This is a genomic window from Flavobacterium humidisoli (assembly GCF_023272795.1).
GTDB classification, from domain to species: Bacteria; Bacteroidota; Bacteroidia; order Flavobacteriales; family Flavobacteriaceae; genus Flavobacterium; species Flavobacterium humidisoli.
Window position 1 is genome coordinate 1,956,835 of the sequence record NZ_CP096829.1, and the last position, 19,776, is coordinate 1,976,610.

21 protein-coding genes are annotated in these 19,776 nt (G+C 32.6%); 14 read left to right on the plus strand and 7 right to left on the minus strand.

The window, feature by feature from the left end; all coding sequences use genetic code 11:
- Window positions 1–36 precede the first annotated feature (36 nt).
- Window positions 37–2,310 carry a TonB-dependent receptor plug domain-containing protein gene (locus M0M44_RS08745; RefSeq protein ID WP_248729409.1) on the plus strand — a complete coding sequence of 758 codons (2,274 nt, stop codon included), beginning with the start codon at window positions 37–39 and terminating at the stop codon, window positions 2,308–2,310.
- Window positions 2,311–2,314: 4 nt separating this feature from the next.
- Window positions 2,315–3,169 (plus strand): DUF4249 domain-containing protein, encoded by an 855-nt coding sequence (locus M0M44_RS08750; protein ID WP_248729410.1) that lies wholly within the window; start codon window positions 2,315–2,317, stop codon window positions 3,167–3,169.
- A 54-nt stretch (window positions 3,170–3,223) separates the two neighbouring features.
- Here the strand turns inward: M0M44_RS08750 and M0M44_RS08755 are convergent, their stop codons facing one another.
- Window positions 3,224–4,576: a hypothetical protein gene (locus tag M0M44_RS08755; protein ID WP_248729411.1), complete on the minus strand. Its 1,353-nt coding sequence runs from the start codon at window positions 4,574–4,576 to the stop codon at window positions 3,224–3,226.
- A 221-nt stretch (window positions 4,577–4,797) separates the two neighbouring features.
- Between M0M44_RS08755 and M0M44_RS08760 the strand changes: the two genes are divergently transcribed.
- From M0M44_RS08760 to M0M44_RS08785, 6 genes are all read left to right on the plus strand, one after another.
- Complete coding sequence (locus M0M44_RS08760) at window positions 4,798–5,562, plus strand: alpha/beta fold hydrolase (protein WP_248729412.1); 765 nt, start codon at window positions 4,798–4,800, stop codon at window positions 5,560–5,562.
- A gap of 55 nt (window positions 5,563–5,617) precedes the next feature.
- Window positions 5,618–5,962 carry a phage holin family protein gene (locus tag M0M44_RS08765; RefSeq protein ID WP_248729413.1) on the plus strand — a complete coding sequence of 115 codons (345 nt, stop codon included), beginning with the start codon at window positions 5,618–5,620 and terminating at the stop codon, window positions 5,960–5,962.
- A gap of 112 nt (window positions 5,963–6,074) precedes the next feature.
- The gene (locus tag M0M44_RS08770; RefSeq protein WP_248729414.1) at window positions 6,075–7,397 is read left to right on the plus strand and encodes a trigger factor; all 1,323 of its coding nucleotides are present in this window, start codon (window positions 6,075–6,077) and stop codon (window positions 7,395–7,397) included.
- Window positions 7,398–7,723: 326 nt separating this feature from the next.
- Complete coding sequence (gene clpP, locus M0M44_RS08775) at window positions 7,724–8,398, plus strand: ATP-dependent Clp endopeptidase proteolytic subunit ClpP (protein ID WP_144215417.1); 675 nt, start codon at window positions 7,724–7,726, stop codon at window positions 8,396–8,398.
- A gap of 161 nt (window positions 8,399–8,559) precedes the next feature.
- Window positions 8,560–9,792, plus strand: coding sequence for an ATP-dependent Clp protease ATP-binding subunit ClpX (clpX, locus tag M0M44_RS08780; RefSeq protein ID WP_095927868.1), 1,233 nt, complete (start codon window positions 8,560–8,562; stop codon window positions 9,790–9,792).
- 124 nt (window positions 9,793–9,916) lie between these two features.
- Window positions 9,917–10,567: a murein L,D-transpeptidase catalytic domain-containing protein gene (locus M0M44_RS08785; protein WP_248729415.1), complete on the plus strand. Its 651-nt coding sequence runs from the start codon at window positions 9,917–9,919 to the stop codon at window positions 10,565–10,567.
- A 140-nt stretch (window positions 10,568–10,707) separates the two neighbouring features.
- On the opposite strand, the gene M0M44_RS08790 is transcribed toward M0M44_RS08785, so the two are convergent.
- Window positions 10,708–11,673, minus strand: coding sequence for a GlxA family transcriptional regulator (locus M0M44_RS08790; RefSeq protein ID WP_248729416.1), 966 nt, complete (start codon window positions 11,671–11,673; stop codon window positions 10,708–10,710).
- Between the two features lie 141 nt (window positions 11,674–11,814).
- On the opposite strand from M0M44_RS08790, the gene M0M44_RS08795 reads away from it, so the two are divergent.
- The 6 genes from M0M44_RS08795 (at window position 11,815) to serB (ending at window position 15,602) form a co-directional block, all read left to right on the plus strand.
- Window positions 11,815–12,225, plus strand: coding sequence for a VOC family protein (locus M0M44_RS08795; RefSeq protein ID WP_248729417.1), 411 nt, complete (start codon window positions 11,815–11,817; stop codon window positions 12,223–12,225).
- A gap of 47 nt (window positions 12,226–12,272) precedes the next feature.
- The gene (locus M0M44_RS08800; protein ID WP_177210887.1) at window positions 12,273–12,677 is read left to right on the plus strand and encodes an SRPBCC family protein; all 405 of its coding nucleotides are present in this window, start codon (window positions 12,273–12,275) and stop codon (window positions 12,675–12,677) included.
- 105 nt (window positions 12,678–12,782) lie between these two features.
- Complete coding sequence (locus M0M44_RS08805; protein ID WP_248729418.1) at window positions 12,783–13,193, plus strand: VOC family protein; 411 nt, start codon at window positions 12,783–12,785, stop codon at window positions 13,191–13,193.
- Between the two features lies 1 nt (window position 13,194).
- Window positions 13,195–13,635 carry an SRPBCC family protein gene (locus tag M0M44_RS08810; RefSeq protein WP_248729419.1) on the plus strand — a complete coding sequence of 147 codons (441 nt, stop codon included), beginning with the start codon at window positions 13,195–13,197 and terminating at the stop codon, window positions 13,633–13,635.
- Between the two features lie 143 nt (window positions 13,636–13,778).
- Window positions 13,779–14,216 (plus strand): VOC family protein, encoded by a 438-nt coding sequence (locus M0M44_RS08815; protein WP_248729420.1) that lies wholly within the window; start codon window positions 13,779–13,781, stop codon window positions 14,214–14,216.
- Between the two features lie 156 nt (window positions 14,217–14,372).
- Window positions 14,373–15,602: a phosphoserine phosphatase SerB gene (gene serB, locus M0M44_RS08820; protein WP_248729421.1), complete on the plus strand. Its 1,230-nt coding sequence runs from the start codon at window positions 14,373–14,375 to the stop codon at window positions 15,600–15,602.
- A 227-nt stretch (window positions 15,603–15,829) separates the two neighbouring features.
- On the opposite strand, the gene M0M44_RS08825 is transcribed toward serB, so the two are convergent.
- The 5 genes from M0M44_RS08825 to M0M44_RS08845 form a co-directional block, all read right to left on the minus strand.
- Complete coding sequence (locus tag M0M44_RS08825; protein WP_248729422.1) at window positions 15,830–16,783, minus strand: ketopantoate reductase family protein; 954 nt, start codon at window positions 16,781–16,783, stop codon at window positions 15,830–15,832.
- A gap of 63 nt (window positions 16,784–16,846) precedes the next feature.
- Window positions 16,847–17,440: a Crp/Fnr family transcriptional regulator gene (locus tag M0M44_RS08830; RefSeq protein ID WP_248729423.1), complete on the minus strand. Its 594-nt coding sequence runs from the start codon at window positions 17,438–17,440 to the stop codon at window positions 16,847–16,849.
- A 6-nt stretch (window positions 17,441–17,446) separates the two neighbouring features.
- Window positions 17,447–17,689 (minus strand): redox-active disulfide protein 2, encoded by a 243-nt coding sequence (locus tag M0M44_RS08835; protein ID WP_248729424.1) that lies wholly within the window; start codon window positions 17,687–17,689, stop codon window positions 17,447–17,449.
- A 33-nt stretch (window positions 17,690–17,722) separates the two neighbouring features.
- Window positions 17,723–18,124 carry an NTF2 fold immunity protein gene (locus M0M44_RS08840; RefSeq protein ID WP_248729425.1) on the minus strand — a complete coding sequence of 134 codons (402 nt, stop codon included), beginning with the start codon at window positions 18,122–18,124 and terminating at the stop codon, window positions 17,723–17,725.
- A gap of 15 nt (window positions 18,125–18,139) precedes the next feature.
- On the minus strand, window positions 18,140–19,651 hold the full coding sequence (locus tag M0M44_RS08845; RefSeq protein WP_248729426.1) for a GH3 auxin-responsive promoter family protein: 1,512 nt from the start codon (window positions 19,649–19,651) through the stop codon (window positions 18,140–18,142).
- Between the last annotated feature and the right edge of the window lie 125 nt (window positions 19,652–19,776).

The following is a 19,776-nucleotide window of genomic DNA, read 5'->3' on the forward strand; positions in this document are numbered from 1 at the left end:
AATTGTTTATTTTCGCACTTTTCTTATTAAAATATAGTGTCGAAAATTATTACTTTCTTTTGTTTTCTCTGTTTTTCTGGAATATTTGCACAATCAAAGGCAATTATCTCCGGGAATGTAAAATCTTCTGAAAACGAAAATTTAATTGGGGTAAGTCTCTCCTTTACTGCGAAAGATTTTCAAAATTTTTCTTCAACAGATGCTTTCGGAAATTTTTCGGGAACTATTCCGTTAGGTCACATAAAAATTAAAGTCAATCAATCAGGATATATTCCAAAAGATTTTGAAATTGATTTAAAAAAAGACACCTTACTTTCCATTATTTTAGAGAAGGATATTTCGCTTTTAAAGGAAGTGATAATAGAGAACGATAAAAAAAAAGCTATAAAAAACCTTTCAGGAGGAAAACTTTCCTTTAATGTAAAAGAGTTATCTGCAGTACCCAGTATTTTAGGAACAACAGATATTTTGAAAATTTTGCAACTAACACCTGGCGTTCAGAACTCGGGAGATGCAAATGGTTATTTTTATGTAAGAGGAGGTGATCCTGGGCACAATGCGATACTATATAATAATACTCCCATCTATGGGATGTCTCATTTATTGGGAATTTTTCCTTTTTACAATGCAGATCATATCAAAGATGTTGAATTTGATAAGTCTAGCTCTAATGCCAAATACGGAGGAAGATTAAGTTCAACAACATTATTGAATTCAAATAAAAAACTGCCATCTGAATTTAGTATTCAAGGAAACGTTGGAATTTTAGCTTCGCAAGTAAGTGTTGCTGTTCCTCTAAGCAGTAAGACTGGGTTTTATATTTCTGGAAGAAAAACCTATATAGATGAAATTGTGGGACCGATTATGAAATCTGGTTCAAAAAACAATGATGTAAAGGATATGAAATACGGTTTTTCGGATGGGAATTTTACATTTTTGTCTCAACTTTCTAAAAGTAATTTATTTGTTGTAGATGCTTTTGTCAGCGGAGATGAATTGAAGGTTAGAGATGAAAACCTCGCTCTTCGGACTAGTTTGAAATGGAGTAATTTTACCGTATCTCCATCTCTTATCACGGCAATATCGCCTAAAGTAAGTATGTCAAATGCAGTTTATTTTAGTCAATATTCTAATGATTTAAGTATGGAGCAGGCAACAATTCAGTTTAATGTTTCGTCTTATGTAAAAGATTTTGGATTTACGAATTCGGTTCGCTATTTCTTTAAAAACATCCCTTTTGAATCCGGATTTCAATATGCTTACCATAATTTGCAGCCACAAAAAGTGAATGTGGAAAATTTTAGAACAATAAACAACAATTCGCAAGATATTATAAATGCCAGCGAAGCGGCTGTTTTTACTTCTATAAAGCCTAAAATAATGGAAAACTTGACAGCAGATTTAGGCCTTCGTATTAATTATTATGCGTCAGGAGCAGATTCTTATTTGCATTTTCAGCCTCGTGCGATTTTGAATTACGTTCCAAATGAAAAATATTCATTTTATGCTTCCTATAATAAACAGTATCAATATTTAAGTTTAATAACAACTTCGAGTGTAGGGATTCCTACCGATTTTTGGATTGCAAGTTCTGATGGTATTGAGCCACAGTCATCTAATGAGTTTTCTATTGGTTCTAATCAAAATATAACAAGAAATTGGACTTCTTCTTTAGGAGGTTTTTATCGTTCGATGAAAAATTTATTGGAGTATCCTTATGGAATCACTCAGTTTAATGAAATCACAACATTCAAAAATGATTTGTATGTGGGTAAAGGAAAAGCGTACGGACTTGAAATGATGCTCAAAAAAAGCAATGGAAAGTTTAGTGGCTGGCTCAGTTATACTTTAAGTTGGTCTGATAGAAATTTTGACGAGCTTAATAATGGCAAAACCTATTTTGCTAAATATGATAGACGCCATAATCTTTCTCTTGTCGGAATGTACGATTTGAATTCGAAATGGAATTTTGGTATCACTCAGTTATTTAGTTCTGGAAATAGGTTTACAATGCCAACTTCATGGTATTTCATTAATAATAATCCAGTTAAAGAATATTCAGGATATAATAATGCACAAATGCCAAATTATATACGGACAGATATTGCTGCTAATTATTATTTCATAAAAACAGCAAAAAAAGAAAGCGCTTTGAATTTTTCAATTTACAATACCTTTAATATTGCGAATCCAATTTATGTGGTTTTGGATGTTAAAGTAAATGAAAATAAAGATAAAGTAGTAGTAACCCAGAAGGAAAAAGTGCTGTATCGAATACTGCCTTCTGTTAGCTGGAGATTTAAATTTTAAGCATATGAAAAAGCATTTATTCTTCCTTTTAGGTTTAATTTTAATAGGCTGTTCTAATGATGATTTTAAAACAGAAAAAAGCCTAGAATCTAAAATAGTGGTGGAAGGCTGGATTGAAGAGGGTGATTTTGCCAATGTGTTGTTGTCAAGCAGTATTCCTGTTACAGATGTTATTGACTCGACAAATGTTTTAAATCATGTTATCAGATCTGCAAAAATTACAATTTCTGACGGGGTAACATCTGAAGTTTTGAGGGTTAAAAATGATAAAAATCGAGTACCGCCGTTTGTTTATTTTGGTTCAACATTAAAAGGAGAAGCGGGAAAAGAATATTCGTTAAAAATTGAATATTTGAATCGTGTTATTACAGCTGTTACTAAACTCCCTGAAACTGTCGCTTTAAAAAGTGCGGAGTATATAAAAACAAATCCTTCTGATACAACTGGCTATGTATTTGTAAAATTTGATGATCCGCCGAGCCAGAAAAACTATTACCAGCTAGCGACAAGAATTGAAAAGGAAGAGCCTATTTTTGTACCTGCTTTTTATGGCAATTTGGATGATAAAAATTTTAAAGAATCTTCACTTTCACTGCAAATTAATAGAGGGGTTTTGCTTTTTCCTAAAACGAAATTTAAGCCCTATTTTGCCGACGGAGATTTGATACATGTTAAATTAAGAACTCAAACCAAAGAATCTCAAGACTTTTGGAACAGTTGGCAAAATGAAATTGCAAATAGTCAGAATCCGATTTATCCGGCTAATATAAGTTTAAAATCAAATATAAATGGAGGAATAGGAATTTGGGCAGGATATGGGCAAAGTAGTATAACTGTAGAAACTCCTCCTAAAAAGTAAAAGCCGATTTGAATTACTCAAATCGGCTTTTAAATTATTGTACTTTAAAAAGTATTATTTGTTGAAAGCAGCAATAAAATCCTCGAATTTAGCTTCAAATTTATCAAAACCTTCAGAGAAATACACGCTCATTTGAACTTCTGTATTGTCGCTGAATTTTAAGTAATAAACTTCATCTAAATAAGGTTGTGAAATTGTTTCGCTACTTTCACTCCAGTACCAATATTTATATTGTGCATCCCAAACTGGTAAATGTCTTTGGTAAGCTCCATCTTGCTCAGAATGTTGAACGATGTCAGCGATTTTAGTTCCATCTTTTTTAGAAACTAAACTTAATTTTAAGTTTTTGTTGAAATTAGCAGCAGTACCCTCAGAGATTTTTTTATCATATGCATTTACAGCAGTATAGTATGCTTTAAAATCACTTTTAGCATCGTCATATTTTGGCTCAGTAGGTCGAACATTAGCTTTTTCTAAAGCAGCATCGTCAGCAGCTTCTGTAGCTAAATCCATATCAGCAACAATTACAAAATTGTCCATTAATTGGATTAATCCATTAGCTTTTCCTCTGTATTGAGTAAGTTCATCATTATCAATTAATTTGTCGATTTCAGCAGAGCTTCCAGCGTTAAATGTAACTAAATTTTTTCCATTGTAAGAAAGTGTCGCTTTTGTAGTGTTTGCAGTTGCTTTTGTACCGCTCATTTCCCAAGCATAACCATCATTTACACTCATTTTGTATGAGAATTCAGTTGGTATTTCTTTTCCGTTAGCATACTTTGCCGTTTGACTAATTACAGCAGCTTCTTTACTGTCAATTGTTAAAGTTGCATCTGATGTATTAGGAAGGAAGAAATAGTCATTTACTTCTACAGTTGTGTTTCCATTAAAAACATAACTGTCATTGTATTTTACTTTGATGTCAGAAGAAGTGCTTTTTGAAGAAAAAATTGCATTGTTTGTAGTTAGAGATTCTTTTGCAGGGAAAACAAATTTTAATTCAGTTGTTGAAGCAGTTTTAACCCATTTTTTTCCAGCATTATCCCAAGTGTAAACTCCATAAACACCAGATACGTTTAATATATCCTCAACTTCATTGTCATTTTTTCCGTTAAAAATATCAATACTGCTTACATCAAGTAAACGATTTAAATTCTCTAAAGCTTCGATTGCTCCAGAAGATTTAGATTTGTCTAATTGAACCAACATTTCATTAGCTTCTGCTTCTAATTTTATCTTTTGCTCAGCAGGAGTCAATTTTGAATATGGCTGTTTTACCAAGTTTGCGATTTGCTCCTCTAGAGTTAATTCTGTTTCTGGATCTGTCTTTGGATCCTCATTGTCACTAGAACACGAGATTGCTAGTTGCGAAAGTACTAGAGATGCTAGTAGGATTTTTTTAATCATAATGGTGTTATTTAAATTGGTTGATTTAATCAAATTTGTTTTTGATTTTTTTCATGGCGAAAGTACAATCTTTAAAAATGTTTTTATTACGGAAAGACGTAAAATGTAAACTTTTATGTAATAAAAATAAATTAATAAAATATCTTGCCCAATATTTACTTCTAGAGATTAATTAATAAGTTTTTTACATTTGTAATTAAAATTTTTATAAATAAAATTAAATGTTATACTCAAAAATAGAAGGCGAAGGGAAACCATTTGTAATCATGCACGGATTTCTTGGGATGTCTGATAACTGGAAAACTTTAGCTGGACAATATGTAGAAGCCGGATTTCAGGTTCATATTTTAGATTTAAGAAACCACGGGCGCAGTTTTCATTCAAGCGAATGGAATTATGAAGCAATGGTTCAAGATGTGTACGAATACTGTCAGGCAAATAATCTAACTCGAATTGATATTCTTGGACATTCTATGGGAGGAAAAGTGGCAATGCTTTTCGCAACAACGCACCCAGATATTGTAGATAAATTGATTGTGGCAGACATTGGCCCGAGATTCTACAAACAGCACCATCAGGAGATTTTGGCAGGATTAAATGCTGTTGATTTTTCGGTAAAACCAAGCCGAAATGATGTTGAGGAAATTGTGTCTCAATACGTTCCTGATTTTGGAACACGTCAGTTTCTGTTGAAAAATTTATACTGGAAAGAACCTGGACAATTGGCTTTTAGATTTAATCTTGGAGCATTTAATAACAATCTGGATGCCATTGGAAAACCTTTGGACGAAAACTTAAAATTTACGAATCCAACTTTATTTATAAGAGGGGGAAATTCTGGATACATTCAAGATGAAGATTTGGATGGAATTCGTAAACATTTTCCAAACTTAAAATTAGAAACCATACCAAATGCTGGGCATTGGCTTCATGCTGAAAATCCGAAAATGTTTTTTGAATTGACAACCCAGTTTTTGAAGGAGTAGTTATTTTTTTGATAAAAAATTAGTACTTTTAAATAAATTTTAAACCTGAATAACTATGAAATTATTACTTAGACTTCTTGTTACAGCTGCCTTAGTTTTATTATTGTCTAACATTTTAACAGGAGTCCATGTTGCTAGTTTTGGTACGGCCGTAATTGTTGCAGTAGTTTTAGGATTGCTAAATATCTTTATTAAACCAATTTTGGTATTGCTAACTCTGCCAGTAACGTTTGTTACGCTTGGTTTATTTTTATTAGTTATAAATGCGGTGATTATTTTGCTTTGTACAAAAATTGTTGGCGGTTTTGCAGTCGATACATTCTGGACGGCATTAATATTCAGCATTATTTTGTCTATCCTTCAATCTCTTACTTATAAAATATTGGGAGACGATAAATAAAACAATTGAGCAGATTAAAACTGCTTCAAATACAATAGATTAAAAACTTGGTTGGGTTGCAAAAATTTTATAATTTTGCAACCCAATTTTATTATGTAAATTAAAGAAGAAGATGGATATTAAAAGAGTAGCAATAGACGCTGTAAACGAGACGATTGTTATGAACGTTGTTCATATGGATTATAAAGGTCAAGTAGCAAAAAGAATTAACGAAAAAATGCCTTTAGCACAAGTTAAAGGATTTAGAAAAGGGGCTGTGCCTAAAGATCTTGTTGAAAAACAATACGGAAAAGCTATTAAGCAAGAAGAGATCAAAAAAGTAGTTGATTTGGCTTTAGAGCGTTATATTCAATCTGAAAGATTAAATCTTTTAGGAACTCCTCTTGCTAAAGTAAACGAAAACTTTAACTGGGATGCTGAAGAGTTAACTTTCGAATATGAAATTGGTTTAGTGCCAAACTTCGAAATTGATCTTGAAGCTAAAAATAATATCGTAAAATATATCGTTACTGCTGATGATAAATTAATCGACGGACAAGTGGAGCGTATCCAAAAACAATTTGGAAAAGCAGTTCCTCAAGAAGTTTCTGATGCTAAATCTGATTTAACTGGAACTTTCTCAAACGAAGCAAACGGAATCAACAATACGACTACAATTTCTGTTGATGCATTCAGCAAAAAAGCTCAAAAACAATTCATAGGTAAAAAAGTTGGAGATGTTGTTACAGTAAGCACAAAAGGTTTATTTGAAGACGATCACCAATTAATGGATTACTTAAAAGTAGGTCACGAAGGTGTTCACGGTTTAGATGTTGAAGTTAACTTTACTATTGAAGCAATCAACGGTTCTGAGCCGGCTGAATTAAACCAAGAATTATTTGATAAACTTTTTGGAGAAGGAAATGTTGCTTCTTTAGAAGATTTAAAAGCTAAAATTAAAGAAGATGCTGAAGCGCAATTCGCTCAGCAAGCTGACCAAAAATTATTATTAGACGTTCAAGATTTCTTAATCGAAAACACAAAATTCGATTTACCAGCTGAATTCCTTAAAAAATGGTTGCAAACTGTTGGAGAGAAAAAATTAACTCCAGAAGAAGCAGAAGTTGAATACGCAAGATCTGAAAAAGGTTTACGTTTCCAATTAATCGAAGGAAAAGCATTGGCTCAAAGCAATATCCAAATTACATTTGATGACTTGAAAGAGTTTACATCAAACGCAATCAGACAGCAAATGGCTCAATTTGGTCAAACAAACCCAACTGACGAAGAAGTTCAAGGAATCGTGGCTAGAGTTTTATCTAACCAAGACGAAGTGAAAAGACTTTCTGAGCAAGTTGTAGCGGCTAAAATGTTAGATATTTTCAAAGAAAAAGCTAACCCAACAACTAAAGAGGTTACTTACGAAGAATTTATCGCAGCTTCTTACGGAGAATAAATTTTAGTCTGAAAGTCTAAAGTTGTAAAGTCAAAAGTTAAGAAGTATACTTTTTAAAAATTAAGATTTTATTACAGAAACTGAAAGATAAAAATAATTATATTTGAACGTCAATGGAATTTTTATTCTATTGACGTTCTTTTTTTGTTTCAGGTTTCAAGTTGGTAATTGTTTCTTAGTAAAAAAACTTAGAATCTTAGCACCTTAGAATCTTAGCATCTTAAAAAAAGAAGACAAATTGGCATCCTTTATAAAAAGGTATGAACTTTGTTTTATCCGTTTAAGTCATTTTCTGACTTTAGACTTTTCAACTTTAAACTAAAAATATGAACTACGGTAAAGAATTCAAAAAATTTGCTACAAAGCACCAAGGAGTAAACGCAATGTATTACGATAAAATCGTAGCAGCGATGACACCAACAAACATGACTCCATATATTATCGAAGAGCGTCAGCTGAATATTTCTCAATTAGACGTTTTTTCAAGATTAATGATGGACAGAATTATCTTTTTAGGAACTGGCATTGACGATCAGATTGCTAATATAGTTCAGGCTCAGTTGTTATTTTTAGAAAGCGCTGATGCTTCAAAAGATATTCAAATTTATTTAAACTCTCCAGGAGGAAGTGTTTATGCAGGTTTAGGAATTTACGATACTATGCAATACATCAAGCCAGATGTAGCAACAATTTGTACAGGAATGGCAGCTTCTATGGGGGCAGTTTTATTATGTGCAGGAGCGGCAGGAAAACGTTCTGCATTACCTCACTCAAGAGTAATGATTCACCAACCATCTGGAGGAGCACAGGGAGTTGCAACAGATATGGAAATCAACTTACGTGAGATGCTGAAATTAAAAGATGAATTGTATAACATCATTTCTCACCACTCTGGTCAGTCTTTCGAAAGAGTTCACAAAGACAGTGAGCGTGATTACTGGATGAAAGCTGATGAGGCTAAAGAGTACGGAATGATTGACGAAGTTTTAAGAAGAGGATAATTTTCTTAAAGTTAAAGTTTCAAAATTAAATTTGAAACTTGAAACAAGAAACTTCAAACAAAAAAATAAAAATATTAGGCTGTAAAGAGCTAAGTTTTTAAGTTTTAGGTCAAAAAGCTTAGAAACTTAGTATCTTTGCAGCTTAGTAACTTAAATAAAGAATGGCAAAAGTAGTATTAGAATGTTCGTTTTGTGGAAGAAAGAAGCCAGAAACTAATTTATTAATTGCAGGTATCAATGCACATATTTGTGATAAGTGTATTGAACAAGCACACGGAATTGTTTTAGAAGAATTAAAATCTAGCGGAAGCGCGAAACTAGTTGGGGACTTAATTTTGAAGAAACCAAAAGAAATTAGAGCTTTTCTAGATCAATATGTTATTGGTCAAGACCAAACAAAAAAAGTAATGTCGGTTGCGGTTTACAATCACTACAAGCGTTTAATGCAACAGCAATTAGACGATGAAGTAGAGATTGAAAAAAGTAACATCATCATGGTTGGTCAGACAGGAACAGGAAAAACGTTAGTAGCAAAAACTATTGCTAAAATGTTGGATGTTCCGTTAGCAATTGTTGATGCGACTGTCTTAACAGAAGCTGGTTATGTTGGAGAAGATGTTGAAAGTATTTTGACACGTTTGCTTCAGGCTGCAGATTATGATGTAGCAAAAGCAGAAAGAGGAATCGTATTTATTGACGAAATTGATAAAATTGCCCGTAAGAGCGATAATCCGTCAATAACTCGTGATGTTTCTGGTGAAGGTGTTCAGCAGGCATTATTGAAGTTATTGGAAGGAACAGTTGTGAACGTACCGCCAAAGGGTGGACGTAAACATCCAGACCAGAAATTTGTTGAGGTAAATACCCAAAATATCCTATTTATTGCTGGTGGTGCTTTTGATGGAGTAGAACGTATTATTTCAAAACGTTTAAACCGTCAAGCAGTGGGTTACTCAACTTCTAAGAATGCTGACAATATCGATAAAGACAATTTGTTGCAATACATTATTCCAAAAGATATTAAAGACTTTGGTTTGATTCCTGAGATTATTGGACGTTTACCAGTTTTAACGCACATGGATCCTTTGGATAAAGCAACGCTTCGTGCAATTTTGACACAGCCTAAAAATGCGTTGATTAAACAATATCAGAAGTTATTCTTAATGGATGATGTTGAGTTTACAATTACCGATGAAGCTTTAGATTTTATTGTAGATAAAGCTCTAGAGTATAAACTTGGTGCTCGTGGATTGCGTTCTTTGTGTGAAGCTATTTTAACAGATGCTATGTACGAACTGCCAACATCTGATGATATTAGTTTGACAATCGACAAAGAATATGCAGAACATACGCTAAGTAAAAACTTATTGAAGCGTATGGAAATTGCTTCTTAAATTTTAAAGTCAACTTTGTCAAAGATTTAAGCTTTGTCAAAGTTCAATTTATAGAACCTGTTCATTTATTTTGAACAGGTTTTTTTATATACTTTTTTAAATCTATTTTCGTTTGTTTGTAGATATGAAAAAAATACTTTTTATACTTTGCCTTGTTTTTGTTTTCTCTTGTAATAAAGAAAACAAAGCACCAACTGTTGCTGAAAATAAGCAGGAAAACGAAATTGCTTCATCAGAAAAATCTAGAGTTGCAATTAATTACAGCGATTATTACAAAGAAGCAGAACAGTATTGCAAGAAAAATAATTTAAACCAAAGTAAATTTATCTTAATTGATTTGGGGATACATTCTGGGTATAAGAGATTCTTTGTTTACGATTTTAAAAAGAAAGAAGTTTTAAAATCTTATATGGTAAGTCACGGCTGTGGTGATAATCAATGGGGTAGAACATCTTCTAAAGAGAAACCGCAGATAAGTAACGAGTTCGATTCGCATTGTTCTTCTGTTGGAAAATATGTGATTTTAGATCGTGGTGTAAGTCAGTGGGGAATAAAAGTTAATTATGTTTTACAAGGAAAAGACAAAACTAATTCAAATGCACGAAGCCGAGCAATTGTACTGCATTCTTGGGATGCTATTTCAGATAGTGAAGTTTATCCCGAAGGAACTCCAGAAGGTTGGGGATGTCCTGCTGTTTCAAACGAAAGTATGAAAGAAATTGACGAATTGCTTAAAACAAATGAAAAAGTTCTAATGTGGATTATTAAGTCCTAAGCTATGGTGTTATGAAAACAAAGGTTCTATTTTAGCCCTGATCGAAACGGCATCCTTTTGCTCTGGGGTTCAGAGCAAAAGATATAGTGTAGAGCAGGACTAAAGGTTCTTTTGAAAACGGAATGTTCTGCTTCTAAAAATTATTGAACTCTAAACTTCTCTCGATATTCAATAGGTTTCATTCCGACCATTTTGTAAAATACTTTTCTAAAAGCCTTTGGGTCGTTATAACCTGTTTTTTCGATAATTTCTGAAATTGAAAGTTGTGTTTGTTCTAAGTATTTCTTCGAGCTTTCGACTCTGATATTTTGTAAATATTCAATAGGAGGAATTCCTGTTACTTGTTTAAAACGACGTGTCATGTTTCGTGCGCTTGTTGGAATATCTTTGGTTATTTCTTCCAGTTTTTCGATGGAATGATATTGGCTTTCAATTTTTTGCTGCAGCATTGCAACTAGAGAATCGTTGTGTAAATGATTAGGTCTGAAGGTGCTGAAATAACTTTGTTTGTATCGATTCAAATCGATTGAAAATATTTTAGCGATTTTAACTGCCATCTCGTTGCCGCAGAATTTCTGAACCAAAAGAATCAATAAATGAAATGTTGAGGTAGATCCGCCACTTGTGTATAAACTTCCATCTGCCGTCAAAGTTTCCTCAGGTTTTAAATTTACCATCGGAAAAGCTTTGGTAAAGGCACTGCAAGCGTCAACATGTGTTGTTGCTAATTTTTCGTTCAACAAACCAGAAGCAGCAAATAAAAACGCACCAGTACAAAAACTTGCTAATTCGGCTCCTGCCTGATGCTGCTTTTGTAGCCACGGAATAAAGCTTTTGTTCTTTTTAATCATTTCACTCATATTATCAGTGGTAAAAGCCGGAATTAAAATCAAGTCTAAAACACAATCTGAAGTTTCAATTGCATTGCTTTCATATCCAAATAAATTACCTTGGTCGTTTTGTCCTTTCGATTGAAAAATCAAAATTTCAAAAGGTTTTTCATCTCCAGGAGTAAGTTTATTAGCGGTTTCAAATACTTCTAATATCGCCGCGATGCTTAGTAATTTATAATCGTGAGGTACGATTAAACCTAGTTTCTTGCTCATGATATTTTGATTTTTTTGGATTTCAGTATCATACAAAAATAAGCAAATTGTCTTAAATGCCCCTAAAAATGACTTTTATTGGCATTTTTAAGTAATCTTAAAAAATTAAATTTGTTTTAATTAATTCGTAATTTTATCAATATGAAAACAAAAATCTTCTTAAATCTTGCTGTAAAAGATTTAAAACGCGCAATATCTTTTTTTAACGAACTCGGTTTTTCGACCAATCCGAAATTTACAAATGATAAGGGAGCTTGTATCGTTATTAGCGAAGATATCAATGTCATGATTTTGGTCAAAGATTTCTATCAGACATTTACCAAAAAGCAAATTTGTGATTCGGCTACAACAAGTGAAGTGCTTATTTCTCTTTCGATGGAATCACGAGAGCAGGTAGATCTAATGATTGAAAAAGCAATTAAAGCTGGAGGAACCGATTATATGCAATCACAAGATTATGGCTGGATGTATCAGAGAACTTTTTTGGATGTAGACGGACATCATTGGGAAGTTTTCTTTATGGATGAAAGTCAAATACCAGAGAACATGTAACAATTAATAAAACAGATTTAACTAAGTAGATAAAAAACTATTAAAAAATGATAACAATAAAAAATACTGTAAATGCATCTTTAGATAAAGTTTGGAATTTCTGGAATACTCCAGAACATATTACAAAGTGGAGCTTTGCTTCACCAGACTGGCACACGCCGTATGCAGAGGCTGATTTGAGAGAAGGAGGAAAATTCAAATCGACTATGGCTGCAAAAGACGGAAGTATGAGTTTTGATTTTGGAGGTGAATTTACTTTGGTAAAACCAAACGAAGCCCTTTCTTATGTTTTGGGAGACGGAAGAAAAGTGGAAATTACTTTTACGGAAACTGCAGATGGTGTTGAAATAATTGAAAGTTTTGACCCAGAAACACAAAATCCAGAAGAAATGCAGCGCGCTGGCTGGCAGGCCATTTTAGATAATTTTAAAAGTTACGTTGAGGCTAATTAAGAAGCAAAACGACAAAGCTCCCAAAGGTTGAAAAATAGAATGCTAAATAATACTTATATGGTTTAAAAGAAAATAAATATCTAACCCAACAAAAAAAAACAAAAAATGACAAAACAAATATGGTTGAATCTTCCTGTAAAGGATGTGGCAAAAGCGAAGGATTTTTTCTGGAAAATAGGTTTTTCGTTTAATGAACAACATGATACGCCAAGTTCGACGTGCATGGTTGTAGGTGAAGGATATTTTGTAGTGATGCTTTTTGAAGAAATGCTTTTTTCAAGTTTTTCACAAAACAGTATTACCGATACGAAATCGAGCTCAGAAGTCTTGATTTCTATCGATGCAGAAAGTAGGGAAGAAGTTGACGAATTGGCAGAAAAAGTGAAAGAAGCTGGAGGGAATGTTTTTGCTCCTCCTGCCGAAAGTCAGGGTTGGATGTATGGCTGTGGTTTTGCCGATTTAGACGGTCATCGTTGGAATGTTTTATTTATGGATTTTAGTAAATTACCAGGTTAAGATGGAAAAATTAGTGTTTAATACTGAAATAAAGGCTTCTAAAGAAAAAATTTGGAAAGTCTTGTGGGACGACGAAACCTATAGAAAGTGGACAAGCGTTTTTGCTGAAGGAAGTTACGCAGAATCGAATTGGAATGAAGGAGATAAAATTTATTTTTTAGGCCCTGGCGGAGCAGATGGAATGAATAGTCTTATTGAGACTAAAATTCCTAATGATTATATGGCTTTTAAGCATATTGGTGAAATTAAAAACTTTAAAGAAGTGCCGCTAAATGAAGAAACAGAAAAATGGAGTGGAGCAATGGAAACGTATAAACTGACCCAAAAAGGGGATGTTGTAAACCTTCATGTAGAAGTTGACGTAATTGAAAAACATATTGACTATTTCAAAGATGCTTTTCCAAAAGCGGTGAAATTGATTAAAGAATTGTCTGAGAAATAATGTTTTGGAGAGGACTTGAAAAAAGAAGCTAGAGAATAGAGAATAGAGAATAGAGAATAGAGAATAGAGAATAGAGAATAGAAAATAGAGAATAGAGAATAGAAAATAGAGAATTGATAATTTATAATTTTAAAAAAAATATCATGGCAACAGCAGTAAACCCATATTTAATGTTTAACGGAACATGCGAAGAAGCATTTTTGTTTTACAAATCAGTTTTTGGTGGAGATTTTCCGTATATCGGGAAATTTAAAGATGCTCCGGCAGAAGAAGGCGAAGTGCTTTCTGAAGAAGCTTTGAATAGAATTATGCACGTATCTCTTCCAATTGGAAATAGTATTTTAATGGGAAGCGACACGCATCCAAGATACGGAGATGTTGGTTTTGGCGATAACTTTTCTGTTTCTGTTAATGCAGAAAGCAGAGAAGATGCCGATAAAATCTTTAACGGACTTTCGGCTGGAGGAAAGGTAGAAATGCCTATTAATGACACTTTCTGGGGATCTTATTTTGGAATGTTTAAAGATAAATTTGGCATCAATTGGATGGTGAGTTTTGATAAAAATGAAGGAATGAAATAACATAAAAGTTACGTTATTTTAATAATAAAAGATAATTGTTAAATTACTCGAAAAAGCACATTTATATGTGCTTTTTCTTTTCAAAAAAACAAGGATTATTCTTTTTTATCAACGAGAGATTGCCGATTTTTGTCGCTTCATAATCAAGAAAGAAAAATGGCAGCAGAAGATAAAGAAATAATTTTATTAAAAGTTTCTGGACACGATAAAATTGGGGTTACAGCAGGTTTAACAGCCGTATTGGCAGCATATGACGCTAATATTTTAGATATAGGTCAGGCCGATATTCATGATACACTTTCTCTAGGTATTTTGTTCGAAATTGCTGCAGGTTCTTCTTCGGCACCCGTTTTAAAAGATCTTTTGTTTAAAGCTTATGAATTGGAAATCAAAGTAAAATTTATTCCGATTTCTATCGAAGATTACGAAACGTGGGTAAAATCACAATCAAAACAGCGTTATATCATTAATATTCTGGGTGAGAAACTAGCGGCTTCACAATTGTCTGCCGTAACTCAAATATTGTCAGATCAAAATTTAAATATCGATTCTATTATCCGATTAACTGGGAGAACTTCAATTGTAGAAAAAGAAGAATATCCACGTTCTTGTATTCAATTGTCTGTAACAGGTGAAATTGTAAACAAGATTATCATGACGGCAAGTTTTATGGAAATCTCTAGAACACTAAACGTTGATATTTCTTTCCAAGAAGATAATATTTACAGAAGAAACCGCCGTTTGGTTTGTTTCGATATGGATTCGACTTTAATTCAAACCGAAGTAATCGATGAGCTTGCAGAGCTGAATGGAGTAGGAGATCAGGTTCGTGCCATAACAGAATCGGCTATGAACGGCGAAATTGATTTCAACGAAAGTTTTAAAAAGCGTATGGCTCTTTTAGAGGGTTTAAGCGAAGAAGTTCTACAAAACGTTGCGGTTAATTTGCCAATTACACAAGGAGCACATCGTTTGATGAAAGCCTTAAAATACTACGGCTACAAAACTGCAATTCTATCTGGAGGATTTACTTATTTTGGAGAATATCTTCAAAAAGAACTAGGAATAGATTATGTTCATGCCAATCGATTAGAGATAAAAGATGGTAAACTAACAGGTAAATATTTAGGAGATATTGTTGATGGTCAGAAAAAAGCCGAATATCTAAAAGCAATTGCCGAAAAAGAAGGAATTCACATCAATCAGACCATTGCAGTTGGTGACGGAGCAAACGATTTGCCAATGCTAAATTTAGCTGGCTTAGGAATCGCTTTCCACGCCAAGCTAAAAGTAAAAGAAAGCGCTTCAACCTCAATCTCGAGTTTAGGTCTTGATGGAGTTTTATACTTGTTAGGATACCACGACCGATATATAGATATGATGTAGAAGGCAATTTTGCACAGTTTTTGTCATTTATGACATACTGAACGTAATAAAAAACAAACCTCAGTCTCTTCAAATAAAAGGCTGAGGTTTTTTATATGGGCATGTCCCTTCGGGTCGGGCTATCCGTTGCAATCTTTTATGCCAAACCCTGGCATAAAAGGATTTCCACTTCTATCCCTCATGCTGGTTTAGTGGAATTTACGGTTTTCAATCACGAAATTATATGGCTAAAAAGAATTTAAGTTTATTTTTTCTTTTAGTTCATTGTAAATTTTTTCAGTAGATGGAGTCTCAATATTTAATTCGATTCCATAATTAATTATTGGGCTAGCAAATAATTCTAACTCATTATTTGCTTTGTTTGAGTTTATGTCAAGCTGCAGTGAAGTCGGTGTTTTCGGTGGAAAAGTTGCTGCTTTCTCAAAAGTCTTCGTAATAATATCATCACTTAACTGAATTCCTTTTTTATCAGCTATTAATTTAATCTCTTTCATGATTTCTTTAGCTTCACTTCTTTGAAGAGGAACTGTACAGACTTCTCCAATTGAAGAATTGTATTTAGAAGTTACCAAACCAAAACTGGCAATAAAAATAAATTTCGTCCAGATTTCAGTAAAAGAATTGTCTTTCAATTCAAAATCTATTCTGCTTTCAGATAATAAATCAATTATCCAGTCAATGTTTTCATTGAAATTTTCGGGATCACGTCCAATGAATATTTTTCCAGGTTTTCCTTTATGTTCAACTATTCCCTTTTCTTTTATATGAGAAGCCACATAAATACAACTTGGTAAAATAGTATTGTTAGGAATTAATTTTCTTATTCTTTCATAAATGTCAGCACCATTCATCATAGGCAGAATAATAGTTTTCGGGCTTATAACCTGAATCATCTGCATACAAATATTTTCGAGATCATATTCCTTTGTGCAAACTAATATTAAATCGGGAGAAGATACTTCTTTTACAGTATCACAAATAAATTCAGGTTTAGTAACCGAATTAGGGTGTTCGTCTGAAAGTAAAATTAATCCATTTTTTTTAACAGCGTCATAGGTCTGTTCCCTGGCAATAAATGTAATTTGATGCTGTTTTTTACTTTCGTTGGTTTGGTTTATTTTAAAGCCAAAATAACCTCCAACTCCGCCAAGTCCTACTACGACAATATGTTTTCTTTCCATTTTTTTATTTTTTACAAATATCATTTCTTCTACGATTAATAATACTTGTCAAATGATAAGAATTTAGAGATGGGATGTATCTCGTCTAATACGGCTTAAGGAAGTGTCTGTAATTCCTAAATAAGAAGCTATAATTTTAAGAGGAACATTTTTAAATATATCGGGTCTTTGCTTTAAAAGCTTTAAATATCTAGTTTCGGCTTTTTGACTTACCATTTCGATAAGTCTGTCGTTAAGATTGTGATAATTAATAACAAACAGTAATCGGCTAAATTCTCTAAATTGAGAAATACTATGAAAATTATCTTGAACAGTTTCTAAATCCGTTTCCCAAAAAGTACAATCTGTAATGGTCTGAAAGGTTTCTTTGGTAGGCTCTTTTTTAAAAAAAGAAAGAAAGTCGTTTACAAAACAAGGCGCCGTAAAGATATTTGTAATGATTTCGTCATTATCTTCATTTAGAATAAAAGATGCCATGTATCCTTTTTCTAAAAAATATGTTTTAGTGCTTACTGTTTCCTTATCCAGTAAGATTGAGTTCTTTTCTAATTTAAAAGGAGTAAAATTTTTAGTAATTTTTTCTACAACTTCTTTTTCTATTGGAAATAAGGAATGGAAAAAGTTATTTAAAACTAGTTTGTTTTCTGGGTTAGTCATTATTATTTATTCACGAGATTCTAATTCTCGTTTAATTTCTTTTAAATTCTTAATATTCAAAAAAAGAATAGGTAATAAAGCAATCGGAATAATATTCATAGCGCTAAAACCTTTCATAAAAACAATGAATAGATTAAGAACGAATAACATAAAAAGCACAACGCAAAAAATAGTGTTTACAGTTTTTAATGTCTTCTGATTTTTAATCAGTTCTTCGGTAGTCATATCGCTGAATTTTGTGTCTTTCATCTTTTATAATTTTTATTTAAGAAAATTAAATAGTTATTTGTAATGATTAATTTTCAATACTTTAGCATTCCTTGCGTCAATTATAATTAAAAAAGTTCCGCCTTGTTCTCCTAATAATAAAGTTCCGTTAATAACATAATGATTATTAATTAGATGTACTTCGTAAGGCTTTTGATGTTTGATTTTATCTTCACCATAAATCTCAAAAAGAATAGGTTCTGCAATTTTGATAGCTGTTTGGCCGTCGTTAATCAGTAATTTTTTGTTATCAAGAAAATTGTCCTTGCGTGGATTTTCAAGAGCATCTTTTAATTCAAGTTCAGCCTCATCACTTCCAAACTTTGAGTGAGAACAGCAACTGAAAATAAGAATTAAAAAAAGACTAATTAAAATTTTAAGATCAATTTCTCTGTTAGATAAAACTTTCCTTATCAAATGACTAGATATAAATTAACACATTTCTTTCAATTGCTCCAAATAATCTCTCTGATTCGATAATCTCGGAATCTTATGCTGACCGCCCAATTTGTCTCTTTCTTTTAGCCAATCATAAAAAAGATTTTCACGAGCAACATTAATCACCAAAGGATTTAAAGTCATGTTGTTGTAACGTTTTGCTTCGTAATCTGAATTTAAAGTCTGCAACGTTTCGTCTAAAACTTTTTGGAAAAGACCTACATCGGCAGGATTTTTCTTGAATTCAATCATCCATTCATGAGCGCCTTTTTCTTTGTCCTGCATAAAAATAGGAGCAACAGTGTAATCAATCACTTCAGTTTGCGTAACTAGGCAAGCTTTAGCAATTGCCTGATCTGTATTCTCAACCATTAATTCTTCACCAAAAACATTGATGTGATGTTTGGTTCTTCCGGTAACTCTAATTCGGTACGGATTTAAAGAAGTGAAACGAACCGTGTCACCAATTAAATAACGCCATAAGCCAGAGTTTGTAGTAATTACGATGGCGTAGTTTTTATTCAATTCAACATCGGCTAGACGAATTACTTTTTGGTTTGGAGTTCCAAAAGTGTCCATCGGAATAAATTCATAGAAGATTCCATAATCTAACATTAACAATAAATCGCTTGAGTTATTTAAATCCTGAATTGCAAAAAAGCCTTCCGAAGCGTTGTAGATTTCATAATATTTAAAATCTTTACTTGGTAAAATTTTCTTGTACTGTTCTTTATAAGGAGAAAAACTTACACCTCCGTGAAAATACACTTCCAGATTTGGCCAAAGTTCTAATAAACTTTGCTTGCCCGTGTTTTCTAAAACTTTATTCATTAAAACCAGCATCCAAGATGGAACTCCTGCAAAACTGGTTACATTTTCGTTTTTGGTTTCATTGATAATGGCAGCGATTTTAGTTTCCCATTCGCTCATCAATGAAGTTTTGCTGCTTGGCGTACTGCTGAACTCGGCCCAAATAGGCATATTTTCAATCAGAATTGCCGATAAATCACCAAAGAAAGTATTATTGTTTTCGTAAATCTGAGAACTTCCTCCTAAACGAAGGCTTTTTCCCAAAAACAATTCAGAATCCTCATTATTATTCAAATAAAGGCATAAAAGATCTTTACTGCCTTTGTAGTGGCAATCTTCTAGAGCTTCGTTACTTACTGGAATAAATTTACTTTTTGCATTTGTAGTTCCGCTAGATTTAGCAAACCATTTAATTGGAGTTTCCCAAAAAACATTTTGCTCGCCTAAACGTGTACGTTCGATTAGCGGTTGTAATTCTTCATAAGTTGCAATTGGAACTCTTTCTGCAAAGGTTTGATAAGAGTTAATACTAGAGAAATCATATTGTTTTCCAATAACTGTATTTTCAGATGCCGTCAATAAGTTGTGCAATAATTCTTCCTGAACTTCATTTGGGTATTTTAAAAAAAGCTCTATTTGATGAATCCTTTGTTTGAGGACCCAAGATGCAAACGAATTGATAATAGATAAAGGCATGAATTTGTTTTTTAGTTAACTGATTTTAGCTTTTAAATCGTACAATTTGTGTAAAACAAAAAACTTAAAATTTGAATATCGATAGACAAATAGTAACTTTGTCTTCATATCAAAAATAATATTTT

Coding starts and splice junctions, on each gene's coding strand:
- M0M44_RS08750 (WP_248729410.1), top strand. CDS start 2,315: ATGAAAAAGCATTTATTCTTCCTTTTAGGTTTAATTTTAATAGGCTGT.
- M0M44_RS08755 (WP_248729411.1), bottom strand. CDS start 4,576: ATGATTAAAAAAATCCTACTAGCATCTCTAGTACTTTCGCAACTAGCA.
- M0M44_RS08760 (WP_248729412.1), top strand. CDS start 4,798: ATGTTATACTCAAAAATAGAAGGCGAAGGGAAACCATTTGTAATCATG.
- M0M44_RS08765 (WP_248729413.1), top strand. CDS start 5,618: ATGAAATTATTACTTAGACTTCTTGTTACAGCTGCCTTAGTTTTATTA.
- M0M44_RS08770 (WP_248729414.1), top strand. CDS start 6,075: ATGGATATTAAAAGAGTAGCAATAGACGCTGTAAACGAGACGATTGTT.
- clpP (WP_144215417.1), top strand. CDS start 7,724: ATGAACTACGGTAAAGAATTCAAAAAATTTGCTACAAAGCACCAAGGA.
- clpX (WP_095927868.1), top strand. CDS start 8,560: ATGGCAAAAGTAGTATTAGAATGTTCGTTTTGTGGAAGAAAGAAGCCA.
- M0M44_RS08785 (WP_248729415.1), top strand. CDS start 9,917: ATGAAAAAAATACTTTTTATACTTTGCCTTGTTTTTGTTTTCTCTTGT.
- M0M44_RS08790 (WP_248729416.1), bottom strand. CDS start 11,673: ATGAGCAAGAAACTAGGTTTAATCGTACCTCACGATTATAAATTACTA.
- M0M44_RS08795 (WP_248729417.1), top strand. CDS start 11,815: ATGAAAACAAAAATCTTCTTAAATCTTGCTGTAAAAGATTTAAAACGC.
- M0M44_RS08800 (WP_177210887.1), top strand. CDS start 12,273: ATGATAACAATAAAAAATACTGTAAATGCATCTTTAGATAAAGTTTGG.
- M0M44_RS08805 (WP_248729418.1), top strand. CDS start 12,783: ATGACAAAACAAATATGGTTGAATCTTCCTGTAAAGGATGTGGCAAAA.
- M0M44_RS08810 (WP_248729419.1), top strand. CDS start 13,195: ATGGAAAAATTAGTGTTTAATACTGAAATAAAGGCTTCTAAAGAAAAA.
- M0M44_RS08815 (WP_248729420.1), top strand. CDS start 13,779: ATGGCAACAGCAGTAAACCCATATTTAATGTTTAACGGAACATGCGAA.
- serB (WP_248729421.1), top strand. CDS start 14,373: ATGGCAGCAGAAGATAAAGAAATAATTTTATTAAAAGTTTCTGGACAC.
- M0M44_RS08825 (WP_248729422.1), bottom strand. CDS start 16,783: ATGGAAAGAAAACATATTGTCGTAGTAGGACTTGGCGGAGTTGGAGGT.
- M0M44_RS08830 (WP_248729423.1), bottom strand. CDS start 17,440: ATGACTAACCCAGAAAACAAACTAGTTTTAAATAACTTTTTCCATTCC.
- M0M44_RS08835 (WP_248729424.1), bottom strand. CDS start 17,689: ATGAAAGACACAAAATTCAGCGATATGACTACCGAAGAACTGATTAAA.
- M0M44_RS08845 (WP_248729426.1), bottom strand. CDS start 19,651: ATGCCTTTATCTATTATCAATTCGTTTGCATCTTGGGTCCTCAAACAA.